General features: G+C 72.2%; 11 protein-coding genes. 6 read left to right on the top strand and 5 right to left on the bottom strand.

What is annotated here, in order from left to right:
- The first annotated feature begins 124 nt into the window (after positions 1-124).
- The 4 genes from Vqi01_RS12510 (at position 125) to Vqi01_RS12495 (ending at position 5,380) form a co-directional block, all read left to right on the top strand.
- On the top strand, positions 125-1,501 hold the full coding sequence (locus Vqi01_RS12510) for an FAD-dependent oxidoreductase (protein WP_204034918.1): 1,377 nt from the start codon (positions 125-127) through the stop codon (positions 1,499-1,501).
- Between the two features lie 86 nt (positions 1,502-1,587).
- Positions 1,588-2,502 carry a cation diffusion facilitator family transporter gene (locus Vqi01_RS12505; protein ID WP_204034917.1) on the top strand — a complete coding sequence of 305 codons (915 nt, stop codon included), beginning with the start codon at positions 1,588-1,590 and terminating at the stop codon, positions 2,500-2,502.
- Positions 2,503-2,671: 169 nt separating this feature from the next.
- A complete protein-coding gene (locus tag Vqi01_RS12500; protein WP_239098354.1) occupies positions 2,672-4,687 on the top strand; it encodes a bifunctional copper resistance protein CopD/cytochrome c oxidase assembly protein in 2,016 nt (671 codons plus the stop codon).
- A gap of 84 nt (positions 4,688-4,771) precedes the next feature.
- Positions 4,772-5,380 (top strand): vitamin K epoxide reductase family protein, encoded by a 609-nt coding sequence (locus tag Vqi01_RS12495; RefSeq protein WP_204034916.1) that lies wholly within the window; start codon positions 4,772-4,774, stop codon positions 5,378-5,380.
- A 24-nt stretch (positions 5,381-5,404) separates the two neighbouring features.
- On the opposite strand, the gene mgtA is transcribed toward Vqi01_RS12495, so the two are convergent.
- Positions 5,405-7,978 carry a magnesium-translocating P-type ATPase gene (mgtA, locus tag Vqi01_RS12490; RefSeq protein WP_204034915.1) on the bottom strand — a complete coding sequence of 858 codons (2,574 nt, stop codon included), beginning with the start codon at positions 7,976-7,978 and terminating at the stop codon, positions 5,405-5,407.
- Between the two features lie 90 nt (positions 7,979-8,068).
- Entirely contained in the window at positions 8,069-8,677 is a 609-nt protein-coding gene (locus Vqi01_RS12485) for a DedA family protein (RefSeq protein WP_204034914.1), read from the bottom strand.
- 143 nt (positions 8,678-8,820) lie between these two features.
- On the opposite strand from Vqi01_RS12485, the gene Vqi01_RS12480 reads away from it, so the two are divergent.
- Entirely contained in the window at positions 8,821-11,169 is a 2,349-nt protein-coding gene (locus Vqi01_RS12480; RefSeq protein ID WP_239098353.1) for a flippase-like domain-containing protein, read from the top strand.
- A 12-nt stretch (positions 11,170-11,181) separates the two neighbouring features.
- On the opposite strand, the gene Vqi01_RS12475 is transcribed toward Vqi01_RS12480, so the two are convergent.
- Together Vqi01_RS12475 and Vqi01_RS12470 are read right to left on the bottom strand one after the other, a co-directional pair.
- Entirely contained in the window at positions 11,182-11,562 is a 381-nt protein-coding gene (locus Vqi01_RS12475; RefSeq protein ID WP_204034913.1) for a YccF domain-containing protein, read from the bottom strand.
- 61 nt (positions 11,563-11,623) lie between these two features.
- Positions 11,624-13,738 (bottom strand): cellulase family glycosylhydrolase, encoded by a 2,115-nt coding sequence (locus tag Vqi01_RS12470; protein WP_204034912.1) that lies wholly within the window; start codon positions 13,736-13,738, stop codon positions 11,624-11,626.
- Positions 13,739-13,909: 171 nt separating this feature from the next.
- On the opposite strand from Vqi01_RS12470, the gene Vqi01_RS12465 reads away from it, so the two are divergent.
- The gene (locus Vqi01_RS12465) at positions 13,910-15,172 is read left to right on the top strand and encodes an FUSC family protein (RefSeq protein ID WP_204034911.1); all 1,263 of its coding nucleotides are present in this window, start codon (positions 13,910-13,912) and stop codon (positions 15,170-15,172) included.
- A 147-nt stretch (positions 15,173-15,319) separates the two neighbouring features.
- Here the strand turns inward: Vqi01_RS12465 and Vqi01_RS12460 are convergent, their stop codons facing one another.
- A complete protein-coding gene (locus Vqi01_RS12460; protein WP_204034910.1) occupies positions 15,320-17,101 on the bottom strand; it encodes a hypothetical protein in 1,782 nt (593 codons plus the stop codon).
- Between the last annotated feature and the right edge of the window lie 108 nt (positions 17,102-17,209).

The following is a 17,209-nucleotide window of genomic DNA, read 5'->3' as shown; positions in this document are numbered from 1 at the left end:
TGGCGTGCCCTGCCCGTGCAACGATCGTTGAGCGTCATGCCGACCGCCCGGTCCCGCCCACCCGTCTCCGTCCGTCGATGTCAGCGGTCAGGCGACCGACCCTCGCACCCCTTTGGAGAGCTCGATGTCCCTCGCCCCGGCCCGGGTCTTCGCCGTGCTGAACGCGGTGCGGTACCCCGCCCAGTCGTCCCCGATGCTGGGCAAGGCCGTCGTGATGGGTGGCAGCATCGCGGGGTTGCTGGCTGCCCGGGCGCTGTCCGACCACGCGGAGTCCGTCGTGGTGATCGACCGCGATGACCTGCGGGTGACCGGGCAGCGGCCCGGCGTACCCCAGGGGACGCAACTGCACGCGCTGCTGCCCGGTGGCTTCCGTCAACTCGAGCGCATGTTCCCCGGCTTCCGTGAGCAGGCCCTGGCCCAGGGGGCGGTCGAGGTTCCCCCGGCGGCGCAACGCAACTACCTCGACGGCCGGCTGAAGGTGACGGTGCCGGACGACGCCGAGAGCCTGGCCGGCAGTCGCCCGCTGCTGGAGGGCCTGATCCGCCAGCAGGTGCTTCGACTGCCCAACGTCAAGACCGTCACCGCCCGCGCCACGGGTCTCGTGTTCGACGGTGCGGCGACCACCGGGGTCCGGTACGACGTCGGTGGGGCGCCCGGCGTCGAGAACGCGGATTTCGTGGTGGACGCGATGGGCCGGTCGAGCCGGCTCTCCGACTGGCTGGAGCAGGCGGGCTGGCAGCGGCCCGCGATGCGGCGGATGACCGTGCACCTGAACTACGCGACGGCGCTGTTCCGCCGCCGTGTCGCGAACCCGGAGCACACCGTGGTCCTGGCGTTGAACAGTCCGCAGCTCTCGTCGGACGTCGCCGGTGCCGCTTTCTTCGCCATCGAGGACGGCCGCTGGATGGCGATGATGGCCGGTTACGCGAACCACCGCCCCGGGCACACGGCCGAGGACTTCGTCCGACGGCTGCGGGAGCAGTTCCCGCCGGAGTTCGGCGAGGTCGCCGGAGGCGAGATGCTCGGCGAGGTCCGGACCTACCACCACGCCGACAGCCGGCGGCGTGACTTCCACGCGCTGAACCGCTTCCCCGCCGGGTTGGTCCCGGTCGGCGACGCGGTCGCGTCGTTCAACCCCGTGTACGGGCAGGGGATCACCGCGGCGGCCCTGCACGCGGCCTGCCTGTCGACCTACCTGCGCTCGGGGCCGGAGTCGGCGCGGCCCGCGCGCGAGTTCCTCGCCCTTCAGCAGGTCGTGGTCGACGCCGCCTGGTCCATGTCGACCTCCGCCGACCTGGCGCTGCCGCACGTCAACGGTCCCTACCCGCGCGGCTACCGGCTTTCCAGTTGGATCAGCCGCCAGATCGTCGCGGCGACCGTCACGGACGTGACCACCGCCCGCCGCTTCAGCGACGTGGTCTCCATGCGGGCGCACCCCAATACGCTGGCCCGCCCCCGCGTGATCCTGGACGCCCTCCGAGCAAACCGCCACCCCCGCTGATCCCACCGGGGAGGGGGTGGGGCTGCGTTGGATTTATTGCAATGTCAGCATATGTTGGGGGCGGTCGACAGCGGGAGGGGCGCACGGTGGGTGCCGGACACGACCATGGGCGGCAGGTGTCGCGCGCGGGGGAGAAACATCGGGGCCGGTTGTGGGCGGCTTTCGCCCTGCTGGCCGTGTTCATGGTGGTGGAGGCGGTCGGGGCGTGGTGGACCGGCTCTCTGGCGCTGCTCTCGGACGCCGGGCACATGTTCACCGACGTGCTCGGCATCGGCATGGCACTCGCCGCGATCACGGCCGCGAGCAAGGCGTCCCGCGACGGCCAGCGCACCTTCGGCCTGTACCGGATGGAGGTCCTCGCCGCGCTGGCGAACGCGGTGCTGCTGTCCGGGGTCGCCCTCTACGTACTGGTGGAAGCGATACGCCGGCTCGACGAGCCGCCGCAGGTGATGGCCGGTCCGATGCTGGCCATTGCGGTGGCGGGCCTGATCGCCAACGTCGGGGCGTTCCTCCTGCTGCGCAGCGGCGCCCAGGAGAGCCTGAACGTGCGCGGCGCGTACCTGGAGGTGCTCGGCGATCTGTTCGCCTCGGTCGGCGTGATCGTCGCCGCCGGGGTGATCGCGGCGACCGGCTGGTGGTACGCCGACCCGATCATCGCCGTGGCCGTCGGCCTGTTCATCCTGCCCCGCACCTACCAGCTGGGCCGAGCCGCCCTGCGGGTCCTCGTGCAGGCCGCACCCCCGCACGTGGACGTCGCGGCGGTCCGCGACGGGCTGTGCGCCGTCGACGGCGTGGCCGGTGTGCACGATCTGCACGTGTGGACCCTGACCTCGGGGATGGAGGTGGCCTCGGCGCACCTCATTCTCGACGCCGGTGCCGATCTCGCCGGTGTGCTGGCCGCCGCTCGGCGGATCCTGCACGACCGGTTCGCCATCGAGCACGCCACCCTCCAGGTGGAGCCGCAGGACGCCGAGGGTGTCTGCGGCGGCGCTCAATGGTGACACTTCTCCCGGAACTATCGGCGGTCGGCCGTCGACTATCTGGCGAACCGTCCATGACCCGGGAGTCGTTCGTGAACCGCCCGCCCTGTCCCACCCTGTCCGTGTCCGTACCCGCGGCCACCCGCGTCCCGTTGGCCGCCGCGCCGGCCCCGGCCCACCGGGAGCCACGGTGACGAGCAGGGCCAGCGCTTCGCCCCGTCCGGTGCTGGTACCGGTCGCCACGATCGCAGTGGCGGCGGGAATCGGGGCGGCGCTGCTGTGGTGGGGCGGCGGCAGCACCCCACCGGCCCTGCCGGGGATCCCCGAGCCGGACCGGATCACGGCGTGGCTGCTGCCGGCCGCCCGCCTCGGCATGCAGCTCGGGGCGGTGTGCACCGTCGGTCTGCTGCTGGCGGTCGTCGTGCTCTCCCCGCGCGACGACGGAGGCCGGCTCTCCGCGTTGGGCTACCGCCGGCTGCGGGCTGCCGCGCTGGCCGCGGCCCTGTGGTCGGTGGCTGCGGCGATCGCGGTCTGCTACACCCTGGTCGACCTGTTCGGGTTGCCCGCCTCGTCGGTGTTGTCGGTACGCGCGGTGCTGAACTTCGCCTTCACCGTGCCGCTGGGGCAGTCGTTGGCCCTCAGCGGCACCCTCGCGCTGGTCACGGCGGTGATCGCGGCGCGCACCCTGCGTCCGGCCGGGACGCTGGTGGCCCTGCTCACCGCGCTGGCGGCGACGGTGCCGCCGGTCTTCACCGGCCATGCCGCGTCGGCCAACAACCACCAGTTGGCCGTGTCGAGCATGCTGCTGCACGTGGTGCCGGTCACCCTCTGGGCCGGTGGCCTGCTCGCCTTGGCGGTCACCGCGCGGGGCGGTACCGCGGACCTCGCCGTCGCGGTACGCCGGTTCTCACCGCTGGCCCTGGCCTGCCTGGTTGCGGTCGGCGGGTCCGGGGTGCTGTCGGCGGGTGTGCGGCTGAACAGCCTGGCCGACCTGACCGGAACCCGGTACGGGCAGATGCTGCTGGTCAAGGTCGCCGCGCTGGTCGCGATCGCGGTGGCCGGGCTGCTGCACCGCCGCCAGGCGATCCCCGCCCTGGCCGCCGGTCGGCGTCGCCCGTTCCTGCGGGTCGCGGTCGTGGAGACGCTGCTGTTCGGCGCGGTGATCGGGACAGCCGTGGCGCTGGCACGGACGCCGCCCCCGATCACCGAAACCGAGCTGGACCCGGCCATCGCGCTGCTCGGGTTCCCGATGCCGCCACCGCTGAACATCGACACGGCTCTGCGGCTCTGGCTGCCGGAGCCGCTGCTCATCGCCATCGCCCTGGCCGCGGCCGGGTGCTACCTCGCCGGAGTGTGGCGGCTGCGGCGACGCGGCGACGCCTGGCCGCTGGCGCGTATCGTCCTCTGGCTGGCCGGCTGCGCCGTGATCGTCATCGCGACCTCCAGCAGCCTGGCCCGCTACGGACCGGTGCTGTTCAGCGTGCACATGATGCAGCACCTGCTGCTGATGATGGTCGCGCCGATCCTGCTCGTCCTCGCCGGGCCGGTCACCCTCGCCCTGCGCGCCCTGCCGCCCTCGAAGGACCCGCGCTGGCCGGGCCCCCGGGAGTGGCTACAGGTGGCCCTGCACTCCCGGCTGTCCCGCGCGCTGACCCACCCGGTCGTGGCGCTCACCCTCTACGTGGCCAGCCTGTACGTGCTGTACTTCAGCGGCCTGTACGAGCTGGCGGTGCGCTCGCACGCGGCCCACCTGGCCATGATCTTCCACTTCCTCGGCGTCGGATACCTCTTCTTCTGGGCGGCCATCGGCATCGACCCGGCCCCGCGTCGTGTGCCGTACCCGCTGAAGATGGTCCTGGTGCTGATCAGCATGGTGCTGCACGCCTTCCTCGGCGTCGCCCTGATGCAGTCGACCACCCTGCTGGCCGCCGACTGGTGGATGGCGCTGGCCCGGCCGTGGGGGCCGACGCCCCTGGAGGACCAGCGTGCCGCCGGAGGAATCGCCTGGTCCTTCGGCGAACTGCCCACGCTGATCGTCCTCGGGGCGCTGATGGTCCAGTGGATCCAGGCCGACCGGCGCGAGGCCCGTCGCCGGGACCGGGCGGCCGACCGTGCCGAGGCGGAAGGGCGCGAGGACCCCGAGCTGGCCGCCTACAACCGGATGCTCGCCGAGCTGGCCGAACGCGACCGCCGGGTGGGCCGATAAGCCGTCGTGCAGCCGGCTTTCAGCAACCTGACAGTTGGTCGGGTCAGCATTGACGGCATCCGCAGAGGAGAGGTTGGCACCGGCATGACGAGGAATCCCCGACCGACCCTGGTGCCGCAGGCGGGTCTTCTCGCCCGGGTCACCGCGTGGGTTCTCGCGGTGGGTGGCGCCGTCGGGCTGCTCGCCGCGGCCACGCTCACCGTCGAGAAGATCAACCTGCTGGCCGACCCCGACTACGTGCCGACGTGCAGCATCAACCCGATTCTGTCCTGCGGCTCGGTGATGAGCACCCCGCAGGCCGCCGCGTTCGGCATCCCCAACCCGCTGATCGGCATCGCCGGCTTCGCGGTGGTCACCACCCTCGGGGTGCTCCTGCTCGCCGGCGTACGCCTGCCCGGCTGGTTCTGGCTCGGCCTTCAGGTCGGCGCCACGTTCGGCGTGCTCTTCGTGCACTGGCTGATCTACCAGAGCCTGTACGTCATCGGGGCGTTGTGCCCGTACTGCATGGTGGTCTGGGTCGTCACCATCGCGATCTTCCTCTACACCACGCTGTACAACCTCCGCCGGTGGCGGCCGTCGTCGCGGCTGGCCGGGCTCGCCGGCTACCACAGCTTCATCCTGGTCACCTGGTACGTGGCGATCGGGCTGGCCATCCTGGTCCGCTTCTGGGACTACTGGTCCAGCCTCATTTGACAACGGCAGCCCCGCACTACCCGATCACCTCACCGAGGGTCGGTGCAGCCTGAACCTGCGCTTTGGCTCGACGGTCAGCGGGTCGGGTGGGATCCACCGCTTGACCAACTCGTTGGCGACGACGTACGCGAGGGTGAGCGCGGCCAGCGTGGCCAGGACGGGTAGTGGCGGGTGGCCGAGGCCGAGCGGCGCGGCCAGCGGGGTGAACGGCAGGGCGACGGTGACCGCGATCAGCAACGCCCCGGTGGCGAGCAGCGGCGTGGAGGGTCGGCTGCGCAGGAAGGCCCGGTTGGTGCGCAACACCATCAGGACGATGATTTCGGTCGCGGTGAACTGGATGAACCACGCGGCGCGGAACACGTCGGTGGGGGTCCGCCACCACCAGTGCAGTACGGCGAGTGCGGCGAGGTCGACGGCGATGCTGATGGTGCCGTAGACCAGCATGAACCGGCGGATCGCCCGGACGTCGACGGTGCGGGGGCGGCGCAGCTGCTCCGGATCGGCGTGGTCGGTGGAGATCGTGGTGTAGGGGATGTCGGAGAGGAAGTTGAGCAGCAACACCTGCCGGGGCAGCAGCGGCAGGAAGGGCAGGAGCAGGGTGGCCACGCTCATGCTGACCACGTTGCCGAAGGACGCGCTGGTGTTGACCCGGATGTACTTCAGCGTGTTGGTGAAGGTCTGCCGGCCGAGCCGGACGCCGTCGGCGACCACGTCGAGGTCCTTCTCCAGCAGGACGATCGCCGCCGCCTGCTTCGCCACGTCGGCGGCGGTGTCGACGGAGACGCCGACGTCGGCGGCGTGCAGGGCGGGGGAGTCGTTGATGCCGTCGCCGATGAATCCGACCACGGCGCCCCGAGCCCGCAGCGCGGTCAGCACACGTTCCTTCTGCACCGGGTCGACCTCGGCGAACACTTCGGTGTCGGCGACCCGGTCGGGCAGCTCCGCGTCGGGGCAGGCAGCGATCTCGGAACCGAGCATCGGCTCGCCGCTGAGCCCGACCTGCGCGGCGACGTGCGCGGCGGCGTGCCGGTTGTCGCCGGTGATCAGCCGGACGGAGACCCCCATCGCGGTGAGCCGGTCGATCGCCTCGGCGGCGTCGGGCTTGGCCGGGTCCTGGAAGGCCAGCAGGCCGACCAGGGTCATCCCCACCTCGTCGTCCGCGGTGGCGCTGCGCGCCCCGGGCAGCGCCCGGACGGCCAGGCCGAGGACCCGCTGCCCGCGGTCGCTCAGTTCGGTGAACCGCTGTTGGACCCGGTCGCGGACCCGGTCGAGCGGCACGACGCCGTCGCCGGTACGGGCCGTGGCGCACACGTCCAGCACGGCGGCGAGCGAACCCTTGGTGATCAGGGTGGCGGTGCCGCCGTCGTCGACCAGCAGGGACAGGCGCTGACGGCTGAAGTCGTACGGGACCTCGGCGATCCGGTGGGCCGGATCGGCGGGTGGCTGCCCGGACATGATCGCGGTGTCCAGCGGGTTGCTGAAGCCCTGTTGCAGCCCGGCGTTGAGCCGGGCCAGGCGGGCGATGTCCGGATCGGGTTCGCCGTCAACGGAGAGGCAGGAGGCCAGCGTCACGCTTCCGGCGGTGAGCGTGCCGGTCTTGTCCGTCAGCAGCACGGTCATGGCGCCGAAGTCCTCGATGGCCTCGAGGCGCTTGACGATGACCCGGTGTGCGGCCATCGCCCGGGCTCCGGCGGAGAGGCTGACCGCGACGATCGCCGGGAGCATCTGCGGAGTCAGCCCCACGGCGAGGGCCAGGGAGAACAGCAGGGAGTCGATGATCGGCCGGCCCATCAGCAGGTTGGCCACCGCGATGCCGACCAGTAGCACCACCATGATCCGGACCAGCAGTAGCCCGAAGCGGGTCAGGCCCCGCTGGAAGCCGGTCGCCGAGGGCCGGGCTTCGATCCGGGCGGCCACCTCGGCGTACGCGGTGTCCCGGCCGGTCTGCATGACCACCGCCCGGCCGGTGCCGCTGACCACGTGCGTACCCATCCACAGCGCGTTGGTCCGCCCGGACAGGTCCGCGTCGGCGGGCGCCGGGTCCGAGGTCTTCTCGGCCGGGAACGACTCCCCGGTCAGGGCGGCCTGGTCGACCTGCAACCGCCGGGCCTCGACGACGCGGCAGTCGGCGGGCACCACGTCACCGGCGTGCAGCACCACCAGGTCGCCGACCGTCACCTCCTCGATCGGTACGGAGATCTGGTGGTCGTCGCGAATCACCTCGACGTGCACCCGTACCCGCGCCTGGAGCGCGTCGACGGCCCGCCCGGCTTTGCGTTCCTGCCAGAACCCCAGCCCGCCACTGGCCGCGACGATGGCCAGGATGATGGTGCCGTCGATCAAATCGCCGACGGCCATCGACAGCACCGTGGCGGCGATGAGGATCACGATGATGGGACTGGTGAACTGGGTCAGCAGCAGTCGCCAGCCGCGGCGGCGGGCCACGGAAACCTGGTTGGGGCCCCGTTCGCGCAGCAACCGCGCGGCCTGCTCACCGGTCAGTCCCTGGGCCGGAGCACCGACAGCGGCCAGCGCCTCAGGCAGCTGACCGGCCCAGAACTGCCCCGCGTGGCCCTGCGGCCCGACCCGTGCCCCCACCCACCCTCCGCAGCCTCGCGACGGCGCCTGCCGCCGCGGATCCGACGCTACCCAGCGGGAACGGGCCGCGTGACCGGTTGCCGCGATCGGTCAGCGACGCTGTCGGACACGGCGGCGCCAGAGCGACACCAGCGCGACGACCACCAGCACGGCGAGCAGCGCGTGGGTTCCGATGCCCAGTTCCCGTTCGAGATAGTGCAGTGAGGCCGCGCCGAGGTAACCCAGCAGGGCGACCCCCGTCGCCCAGACCAGCCCGCCGGCCACGTTCGCCCACCCGAATGCGGCCCGGCGCATCCCGCTGGCCCCGGCGATGATCGGGACGACTGTGCGCAGCACCGCCACCCATCGACCGATCAGCACCGCCGCCGCGCCCCGACGGGCGAGCAGGCGCCGGGCCCGGTTCAGGTCCAGGTGCCGGCGTGCCACGGCGGGCACCCGGCCCAGCACCGCCGGCCCGTAGCGCCGGCCCAGCAGGTAGCCGATCTGGTCGCCGAGACACGCGCCAGCGGCCGCCATGGCGATCACCGCCCAGAGCGGCAGCCCGCCGCCGTGCGCCACCACCCCGCCGACCAGAACGGCGGTCTCTCCGGGAACCACCAGGCCCAGCAGGGTCGAGGACTCCAGCGCGGGTAGGACGAACACCAGGATCAGCACGACCACCGGCGGCAGCGCGGCGATCACGGCCAGCACCCGCTCCACCTCCTGATTGTGGCGCTCGAAGCCGCTGCGCAGGCAGCGATCGTCCGGCGGAAACCGCCGAGCGGCACCGGATGAACCCGTAGGGTTCGACGTGGCAGGAGGCTCGCGAGCGGGACCGGCGACCGGGCGGTGGAGGCGAGGGAGTGGTGGTAGCCCGGACACATCGCCCGTCGCCGGCGTTGCTGGTCAACCTGGCCCTCTCGGCCGTCCTGCTGGTCGCGGCGAGCCTGCTGGTTCGCCAGCACCCGGTCGCGGCCTGGGAGCGGGACCTGTTCACCCTGCTCAACCGGCTGCCCTCCGGGGCGACGTCGGTGCTGGCCGTGATCATGCAGGTCGGCTCGTATCTGGCGGTGTTCGTCGCCGTTGCCGTCGCCGCCCTGCTGCGGCGGTTCGCGGTGGCGCGGGACCTGCTGCTGGCCGGCAACCTGGCGTACTGGCTGGCGATCGCCAACAAGCTCGCGGTGGCCCGGGAGCGGCCGGCCGGCCTGCTGGCCGACGTGGCCGTGCACGACACGATCACCGGCTCCCTGGGGTTTCCCTCCGGGCACGTCGCGGTCGCCACCGCCCTGGCCCTGGTGGCCGCGCGAGCGGGCGGCCCACGCTGGCGGCGGCTGATGTGGACCGTGATCGTCGTGGTCGCGGTGGCCCGGGTGCATGTCGGCGCGCATCTCCCCCTGGACGCCGTCGGCGGGTTCCTGGTCGGCTGGCTCGCGGTGTGCCTGACCCGGCTGCTGGTAGGGGAGGTCGGTCCGGGCCGGTCCACCGCCAGCCTGCGCCGGGCGCTGCGGCACCGGGGACTCGACGTGACCCGTCTGGAGCCGCTGACCGGCGACGCCCGCGGCTCGTGGCCCTGGCGGGCGGCGACCGCCGACGGGCGGCAGCTGTTCGTCAAGCTGAGCGGGGGGCAGCAGCGCGACGCGGACTGGGCGTACAAGCTTTACCGGCGGCTGCGTTTCCGGCACGTCGCCGACGAGCCGCCGTACCTGAGCGCGAAGCAGCAGAGCGAACACGAGACGTACCTGACGCTGCTGGCGGAGCGGGCCGGAGTGCGGGTGCCCGAGGTCGTCACGACCGCCACCCTGCCCGGTGGCGACGCGGTGCTGGTGCAGGAGTTCGTCGATGCCGCGCCGCTGGGCTCGATCGTCGGTCCGCTGCCGCTCGCGGCGGTGACGGACGTGTGCCGGCAGGTGGCGCTGCTGCACCGGGCCGGCATCGCGCACCGGGATCTGCGCGCGGCCAACATCCTCCTCGCCGGCCGGACCGCCCACCTGGTCGACCTCGGGTTCGGCATCGATGGGGCCCCCGCCGACCAGCAGGCGCGGGACCTCGTCGAGTTGCTGGTCGCCCTCGCCAGCCGGGTCGATCCGGCGACCGTGGTCGACGTCGCGATGGCGGAACTGGGTGCCGCGCAGGTCGCGGACAGCCTGCCGTACCTGCAACGGCCGGTGCTCTCCCGGGCCGGCCACGACGCACTGCGCCGGGCCCCCACCCTGCTTCGGGATCTGCGCGGCGAGATCCTGCGGCGCTGCCCGGAGCGGGAGCGGCGGCTGGCCCGCGTCGCCCGGATCACGCCGCGCGGCATCCTGCTGTTGGTCGCGCTCGGCCTGCTGGTGTATGTCCTGCTGCCGCAGGTCGGTCAGGTACGCACCGCGCTGCGCCTGATGCTGCACGCGCACCCGGCGGCCCTCGCCGCGACCCTGCTCGGCTCGGTGGCCACCTACCTGCTCAGCGCGTTCGTGCTGCGGCTGGCCGCCGCCGACCGGATCCCGCTGGGGGAGACCACCGTCGTGCAGGTGGCCGCCTCCTTCGCCAACCGGCTGGCCCCCGGCAGCGTCGGCGGTGCCGCGCTGAGCGTGCGCTACCTGCATCAGAAGGGATTCGGCACCGCCGAGTCGGCGACCGCGGTGGCAGTCTCCCGGACGGCCGGCGCGGTGTCGATCGCGCTGCTGCTACCGGTGCTGCTGCCCTTCGCGCGCCAGCCCGTCCGGGCGCTCGAACACGCCGCCACCAGTAAGGCGTTGCCGTTGCTGCTCGGCGTCCTGGTGGTGCTGCTGGTCGTCGCCGCGCTGCTCGCCGTACCCCGGTTGCGGCAACGGGGTCGGGCGGCGGCCCGGCAGAGCCTCGACGCCCTCCGGGCGCTGCCCCGTCAGCACCGGCTGTCCCGGCTGGTCGGTGCGGCCCTGGCGCTCACCCTGGCGTACGGACTCAGCCTCTACTTCGGGCTGCTCGCGGTCGGCGAGCCGATCAGCCTGGCGCTGCTGCCGCCGGTGATCCTGGTGTCCGTCGTCGGTGAGGGCGTCGCCTCCGCCGCGCCCACTCCCGGTGGGCTGGGCGCCACCGAGGCGGCGCTGGTGTCCGGGCTGCTGCTCTACGGCGTGCCCGTCGACACCGCCGTGGCCGGTGTGCTGGTCTACCGGCTGGCGACCTTCTGGCTACCCGCTCCGTTCGGGTACGTCGCCCTGCGGTGGCTGGCGCACCGGCACCTGCTCTGACCTCGGGGGTGGCTACGGCGCGGGGACGACCTGCTGGCCGAGCGGCCAGATCGCCGCCGGGACGAGTTTGAAGTTGGCCACGCCGAACGGGATTCCGATGATGGTGAGGCAGAGGCTGACTCCGGCGACGATGTGGGACAGGGCGAGCCACCACCCGGCCAGCAGCACCCAGATGACGTTGGCGATGCCCGAGGCGACGCCGACGCCGGGCTTGGGCACCAGGGTGCGGCCGAAGGGCCACAGCGAGTACGACGCCAGCCGCAACGACGCGACCCCGAACGGGATGGTGACGACGAGCACGAAGCAGATCAGCGCGGCGATGCCGTAGCCGATGGCCAGCACGAGCCCGCCGCCGAAGATGAGCCACAGCACGTTCAGCACGAATCGGATCATGCCCCCGATGATGCCCGGTGGGCGCCACCGGCCACCCGGGGGGCAGCCGGTGGCGCGGGTGTCAGCCGGTGACGCCGGTGACGCTGCTGCCGGACTTCGTGACGCGGTACGTCACCTGCGTACCGCTCCAGAAGTGGAAGGTGAGGGTCACCGGGGCGCCGTCGCGGACCTCACCGAAGAAGGTGTCGGTCAGCGTGATGCGGTTGCCGGTGTAGTCGGGGGCGAAGGTGACGTCGAACTCCTTGAACGAGGTCCAGTCGTGCGGGCCGGCGTTGCTGCCGTCGGCGTACCTCGCCTCCATCGTGGCGAGCTGATCGCCCCGGAACTGGGTCGGAATGGCGAAGGAGCTGGTCGAACCGGTCGCGTTCGACAGCACCGGCGGGTCGTAGGTGATCACGTCGATCCGCCACGGCACGCCGGCGGAGAAGCGCGCGTGCAGGGTGGCGTTGACGCCGTACGCCCGACTGCCGACCAGGCGGGTCAACGCGCTCGCGGTGATGGTGAGCTGGTTGCCGGAGACGGTGTAGTCGGTGCCCTGCGTCAGGTTCGTGTTGCCCTGGCGCAGCCCCTGGAAGGTGGTGCCGTTGAGGTTCAGGGTCAGCGACTTGGCGGTGATCGATCCAGTACGCGGCACGTACACCTGGTCGGCCGAGGCGGTGCCGGAGCGGGTCGTCCAGCTCGACTTGATCTGGGCCCACAGCTCGGCGTCACGCCACTGGAAGGTGGTCCGGTTGAAGTGCTGGCCGTTGTCCCACAGCTGGGTGGTGAGCTGCCGGTGGCGGGCGTAGTAGCCGAGGAACTCGAAGAACTTGAGCTTCTCGCCCTGCTCGATGGTGCCGGTGTGCCGGTCGAAACCGAGCAGCCCGTACTCCCCGATGACGACCGGGATGCCCCGGGTGACGAAGGCGTTGTAGACCCGGTCGAACGAATCGACCAGGTCCTGCTGAGTGGTGGCGTCGAAGCGGGTGCCGCCGGCGACGTTCACGCTGAACGGCCAGTAGCCGTAGAAGTGCACGGTGGCGATCAGGTTGCGGTCGTTCAGCTGGCTGAGCGTCGTCGCCAGTTCGTTGACGCGGGCCTGGTCGGCGGAGGTGTGCAGGGTCGGCAGGACCAGCATCCGGGTGGCGTTGTTGCCGCCGGAGGCGCGTACGATCCGGTGGAAGTTGACGTTCAGCTCGTGCAGCAGCTGAGCGTTCTGGGCATCCCCGGAGCTGTTGGCGAACTGCGGCTCGTTGACGCTCTCGAAGTGCAGCCTCGGTGAGGCGTCCCGGAACGCGGCGGCGATCTGGGTCCAGAGCGCGTTGTAGCGGTTGAGGACGTTGGTCCGGTCGGTCGGCATCGCATTGATCCACTGCCACGAGTCGTGGTGCAGGTTGATCATCACGTAGAAGCCGTCCTCCAGGGCCCAGCCCACGACCTCCTTGACCCGGTTCAGCCAGGCCGCGTCGATGGTGTAGGAGGGCGCCGGTCCGTGGTGGTTGCTCCAGGTGATCGGGATCCGGATGCTGTTGAAGCCCTGGGCCCGGATGGCGTCCAGCTGCGCCTGGGTGACCCGGGGGTTACCCCAGGCGGTCTCGTCGGCGCCGACGGCGTCGAAGGTGTTGCCGAGGTTCCAGCCGGGCTGCATGGCGGCGACGTAGGCCATCGGGTTGCCGGCTGGCGGCGGCGTGGTCGGCGGTGGCGTGGTGGGCGGCGGGGTGCTGGTCGGCGGCGTGCTCGGCGGCGGGGTGGTGGGGCCGATGCTGCCGGTGCAGGTGATGCCGTTGAGCGCGAACGAGGTCGGTGCGTTGTTGGTGCCGGACCAGGAGCCGTTGAAGCCGAACGACACCGTCTGGTTGGTGCCGAGCGCGGCGTTGTAGCCGACGTTGCTGGCGGTGACGTCGTTGCCGGACTGGGTGACGTTGGCGTTCCACGCCTGGGTCACCCGCTGGCCGGAGGAGAACGTCCAGGTCAGCCGCCACCCGTTCAGCGGGTCGCCCAGGTTGGTCAGGTCCACGTTGGCCGTGAACCCGCCCGGCCACTGACTGGGCGCGGAGTACGCCACCCGGCATCCGGCGGCCGCGTGGGCGGCGCCCGCGTTGATCAGCCCGACGCCGGCCAGCAGCACCACGATGCCGCTGGTGATCAGGCCGAATCGCCATCGTGTCCTTCGTAGTGTTCCGCTCAGCCCGGCCATGATGCTCCTCGTGTCGTGATGATGTCGACGGATGGCTGACCGGGCGTTGCCAGGACCACCGGAAACGTCCGGCCGGCTCGCACCATAAGTTGGGATCACAAACTTTGTCAATCGATGCTGCGCGATATGAGGTGCGACGATTGACCACTGCCGGGGCGGGTAGTCCCCGGCGTGACAGCGGCGGAGGACCGTGACGGCGGAGGGGTGCGGGACGCGGCCGGCCGAGCGCAGGCCGGGGTCGCGGCCGAGCGAGTGCGGGGCGCGGCCGGACGGGCGCGGGGCATGGTCGCGTGGACCATCAGCGGGATCAGCAGCCGGGCCAACTGGCGGAGACGGCGACGCACCCTGGAGCTGTACGCCATCCTCGCAGTCCAGGCCGGGGTCGCGGCTGCGCTCGCCTGGGTCGTGGCACACGAGCTGCTGCATCATCCCTCGCCGGTCTTCGCGCCCACCGCCGCCGTGGGTACCATCGCCGCCGCGATCGGCCGCCGGGCTCGCCGCACCATCGAACTGCTGATCGGCGTGCTGGCCGGGCTGCTGGCCGGTGACGCCCTGATCGCGGTCATCGGCACCGGCCCCTGGCAGATCGCCACCGTGGTCACCTTGTCCATCCTGCTCGCCCTGAGCCTGAGCCGGGGCGGACAGGTGGTGACCCAGGCCGGCGGTACCGCCGTGCTCATCGTGACGCTCGCGCCGCTGCAGCGCGGGCTCGAACTGCCCCGGATCATCGACGCCACCATCGGCGGGCTGGTCGCCGTGGTGGTGGTGGCCCTGCTGCCGGTCAATCCGATGCGGCTCATCCAGCGGGCCGCGCGCCCGCTGTTCGCGGTCATCCAGGACCAGTTGCACACGGCCGCCGAGGGGATGGCCCGCGGCGACGCCGACCTGGTCGGCCGGGCCCGGGACGCGCTGGCCGAGGTGGAGTCCGAGGTGCAGCTGCTCAACGACGCTGTCTCCGGCGCCTCCGAGGCGGTGGCCGTCTCCCCGCTGCGCTGGCACCGGCGCGGCGAGTACGAGCGCTACGAGCGCGGTGCGACTTTCCTGAGCCTCGCCGTCCGGGGCGCGCAGGAGATGCTGCGCCGGGCGGCCACCGCGCTCCACGACGGCGAGCCGATCCCGTCCGGGCTTCCGGCCGCGCTGCACGACCTCGGCGACGGCCTCGCGCTGATCCAGTTGGAGGCGGAGGGCGGGCGCCACACGGACCGACCCGAGCAGCTGCTCCTGAAGGGGATGGACCGGGCCGCCGAGGCGTACCACGAGGGGGTCGGCTTCTCCGGCAACGTGGTGGTGGCGCAGATCCGTACCGTCGCCACTGATCTGCTGCGTGCCCTCGGCCACACCGAGCAGGAGGCCAGCGACCGGATCCGGAAGCGGTTCGTCCGCCGCGTGGGCGCCGACCCGGCGCAGCAGTCCGCCGAGCCGGATCGCCGGTGACCGGATGAGATTCGGTGACCCTCGCCAGGTCCAGCCAGCCGGCGGCTTAGACCTGCCACCGACGCCCAGCCGCACCGGACCGCCCGGGATGTCGGGCAGCCCGGTGCGGGCCGGGACCTGGTGAGGCCCGGAATCCGGGACCGAGGGTCAGTGCGGCGCCGGCTCGGGTGCGCGGTCCGCATCGCCGGCCGGGCGGTCAGTGGCAGCGTCCTCCGCAGTGGCCGCCGAGGGGCCGGCGAACCAGTCGATGCCGCCCGGCTTGCCTGCCGCGACGACTGCCGTCGCCCGGGCCACCGGGTCCGGTAGCGGGCGCGCGGCGGACCCGACCTGTGGGTGGCCGGGCTGGTCCTCGGCGCCGCCGTGCGGATTCCCGTCACCCTCGGCGCCGCCGTGCGGATTCCCGTCACCCTCGGCGCCGCCGTGCGGATTCCCGTCATCCTCGGCGCCGCCGTGCGGATTCCCGTCACCCTCGGCCGTGGCCCGGTCCGTGGTCGGCCCTGCTCGGTCGGCACCGACGTCGGTGGCCTCGGCCGTTGCGGTCTCGCCGTCGTCGGGCTGGTTCCCGTCACCGGTCGGCGGCACCGCCTCAGCGCCGGTGCGGGCGGGACGATCAGCTGCGCGTACGGCCACCATCGGGTACTCGGCGGTCTCGCTCCCGCCGGCTGCGGCGGCCATGACGGCTGCGGCGGCCAGGTCGGCGACGCGCTTGGCCTCCCGTTGCACCCGTGCCCGGGTCTCCTTGGCGTGCCGCTCGGCCGCCTCGGCGGCCCGGCGTACCTCGTCCAGCCGCCGGGTCTCGGCCTCGAGATCCCGGCTGGTCTCCGTCAGCTGCTGCCGCAACCGGGTCAACTCGGCGTCCGTGTCGTCCTTGTCGCGCCGCGACTCGTCGAGCTGCTGCCGGGCGGTTTCCAGTTCCTCCTGCACCTTGGCCAGCACGTCCTGCTGCTCGCCGATCGCCAGCTGTACGGCGTGCAGCTGCTCCTCGGCGGCGGCGGCCTGCTCGTCGCTGTGCTTGCGTACCTCGGCGGCCTGTTCGTCGGCGCGCTTACGGATCTCCGCCGAGTACTGCTGGGCGTCCGCGATCATCGAGCTGACCCGCTGCTCCGCGGCGGACCGCTGGGCGGCCAACTCGCGCTCGACGGCCGCCCGTTGCTCGGCCAGGTCCTCCTCGACCGCGGCCCGTCGTTCCGTCAGTTCCTCCTCGACGGTGGACCGCCATTGAGTCATTTCCTGCTGGTGCTTGGAGCGGGCCGCCTGGATCTCCTGATGGATCTGGGTACGCGCGGAGGTGGCCAGCGCCTCGGCCGCCGCGCGGGCCTGCTCGACCTGTTGGCGGCACTGCTCGCTGATCCGCTGCGCCTCCTGCTGGGCGCGTTCGTGTGCGGCCTCACCCTCGGCGCGCAGTTGGTCGGCCCGCTCGCGGGTCTGCACCAGCTCGGCGTCGGCCGCCGCCCGCAGCTCCTCGTACGTCTTCTCGTGCTCGGCCCGCCGGGCGGCGAGTTCCTCGTCGAGATCGGCGAGGGCCTTGACGGTCCGCTCCCGCGCGTTGGCGAGGATCTTCTCCGCCTCCGCCTGGAGTTTGTTGGCCCGTTGCGTGTGGGTCTCGACGATGTTGGCGGCCTGCTTCTCCGCAAGGTCCAGGATCTGGCCGACCATCGGGCCCACGTCCTGGAAGGCCGCCTTGTCCAACTGCGCGGGTCGCTGGCGCAACTCGGCCACCTCGACCTGCAACGCCTGGAGCTTGCCGACCATCTCCTGTGCCTGCGTCGCGACCCGGTCCCGTTCGGACGAGAGCGCGGCGAGTCGGCCCTCCATCTGCTCGACGTACTGCTCGACCTGCCGTCTTTCGTACCCGCGCAGGGTGACCTCGAAGTTCGGGCGCAAAACCAGGTCGTCGCGAAGTGCGAACGGCTCCTCGCCGATGGACATGATTCATCCTCCGTACGGTCGCGAGTCGCCACACCGGCCGGCCCGGCGGCGATGACGCGCAACGCTACCGCTGCTCACGTTGGTCTGTCGTCCCACCCCGGTACCGTT

It is taken from the genome of Micromonospora qiuiae, from assembly GCF_016863555.1.
Taxonomy (GTDB): Bacteria; Actinomycetota; Actinomycetes; order Mycobacteriales; family Micromonosporaceae; genus Micromonospora; species Micromonospora qiuiae.
The sequence above is the reverse complement of the archived record's forward strand: the minus strand, read 5'-3'. Positions and strand labels throughout refer to the sequence as shown.

What these genes read in the sequence shown, in the direction of transcription:
- Vqi01_RS12510 (WP_204034918.1), top strand. Translation starts at nt 125, where the DNA reads ATGTCCCTCGCCCCGGCCCGGGTCTTCGCCGTGCTGAACGCGGTGCGG.
- Vqi01_RS12495 (WP_204034916.1), top strand. Translation starts at nt 4,772, where the DNA reads ATGACGAGGAATCCCCGACCGACCCTGGTGCCGCAGGCGGGTCTTCTC.
- Vqi01_RS12475 (WP_204034913.1), bottom strand. Translation starts at nt 11,562, where the DNA reads ATGATCCGATTCGTGCTGAACGTGCTGTGGCTCATCTTCGGCGGCGGG.
- Vqi01_RS12470 (WP_204034912.1), bottom strand. Translation starts at nt 13,738, where the DNA reads ATGGCCGGGCTGAGCGGAACACTACGAAGGACACGATGGCGATTCGGC.
- Vqi01_RS12460 (WP_204034910.1), bottom strand. Translation starts at nt 17,101, where the DNA reads ATGTCCATCGGCGAGGAGCCGTTCGCACTTCGCGACGACCTGGTTTTG.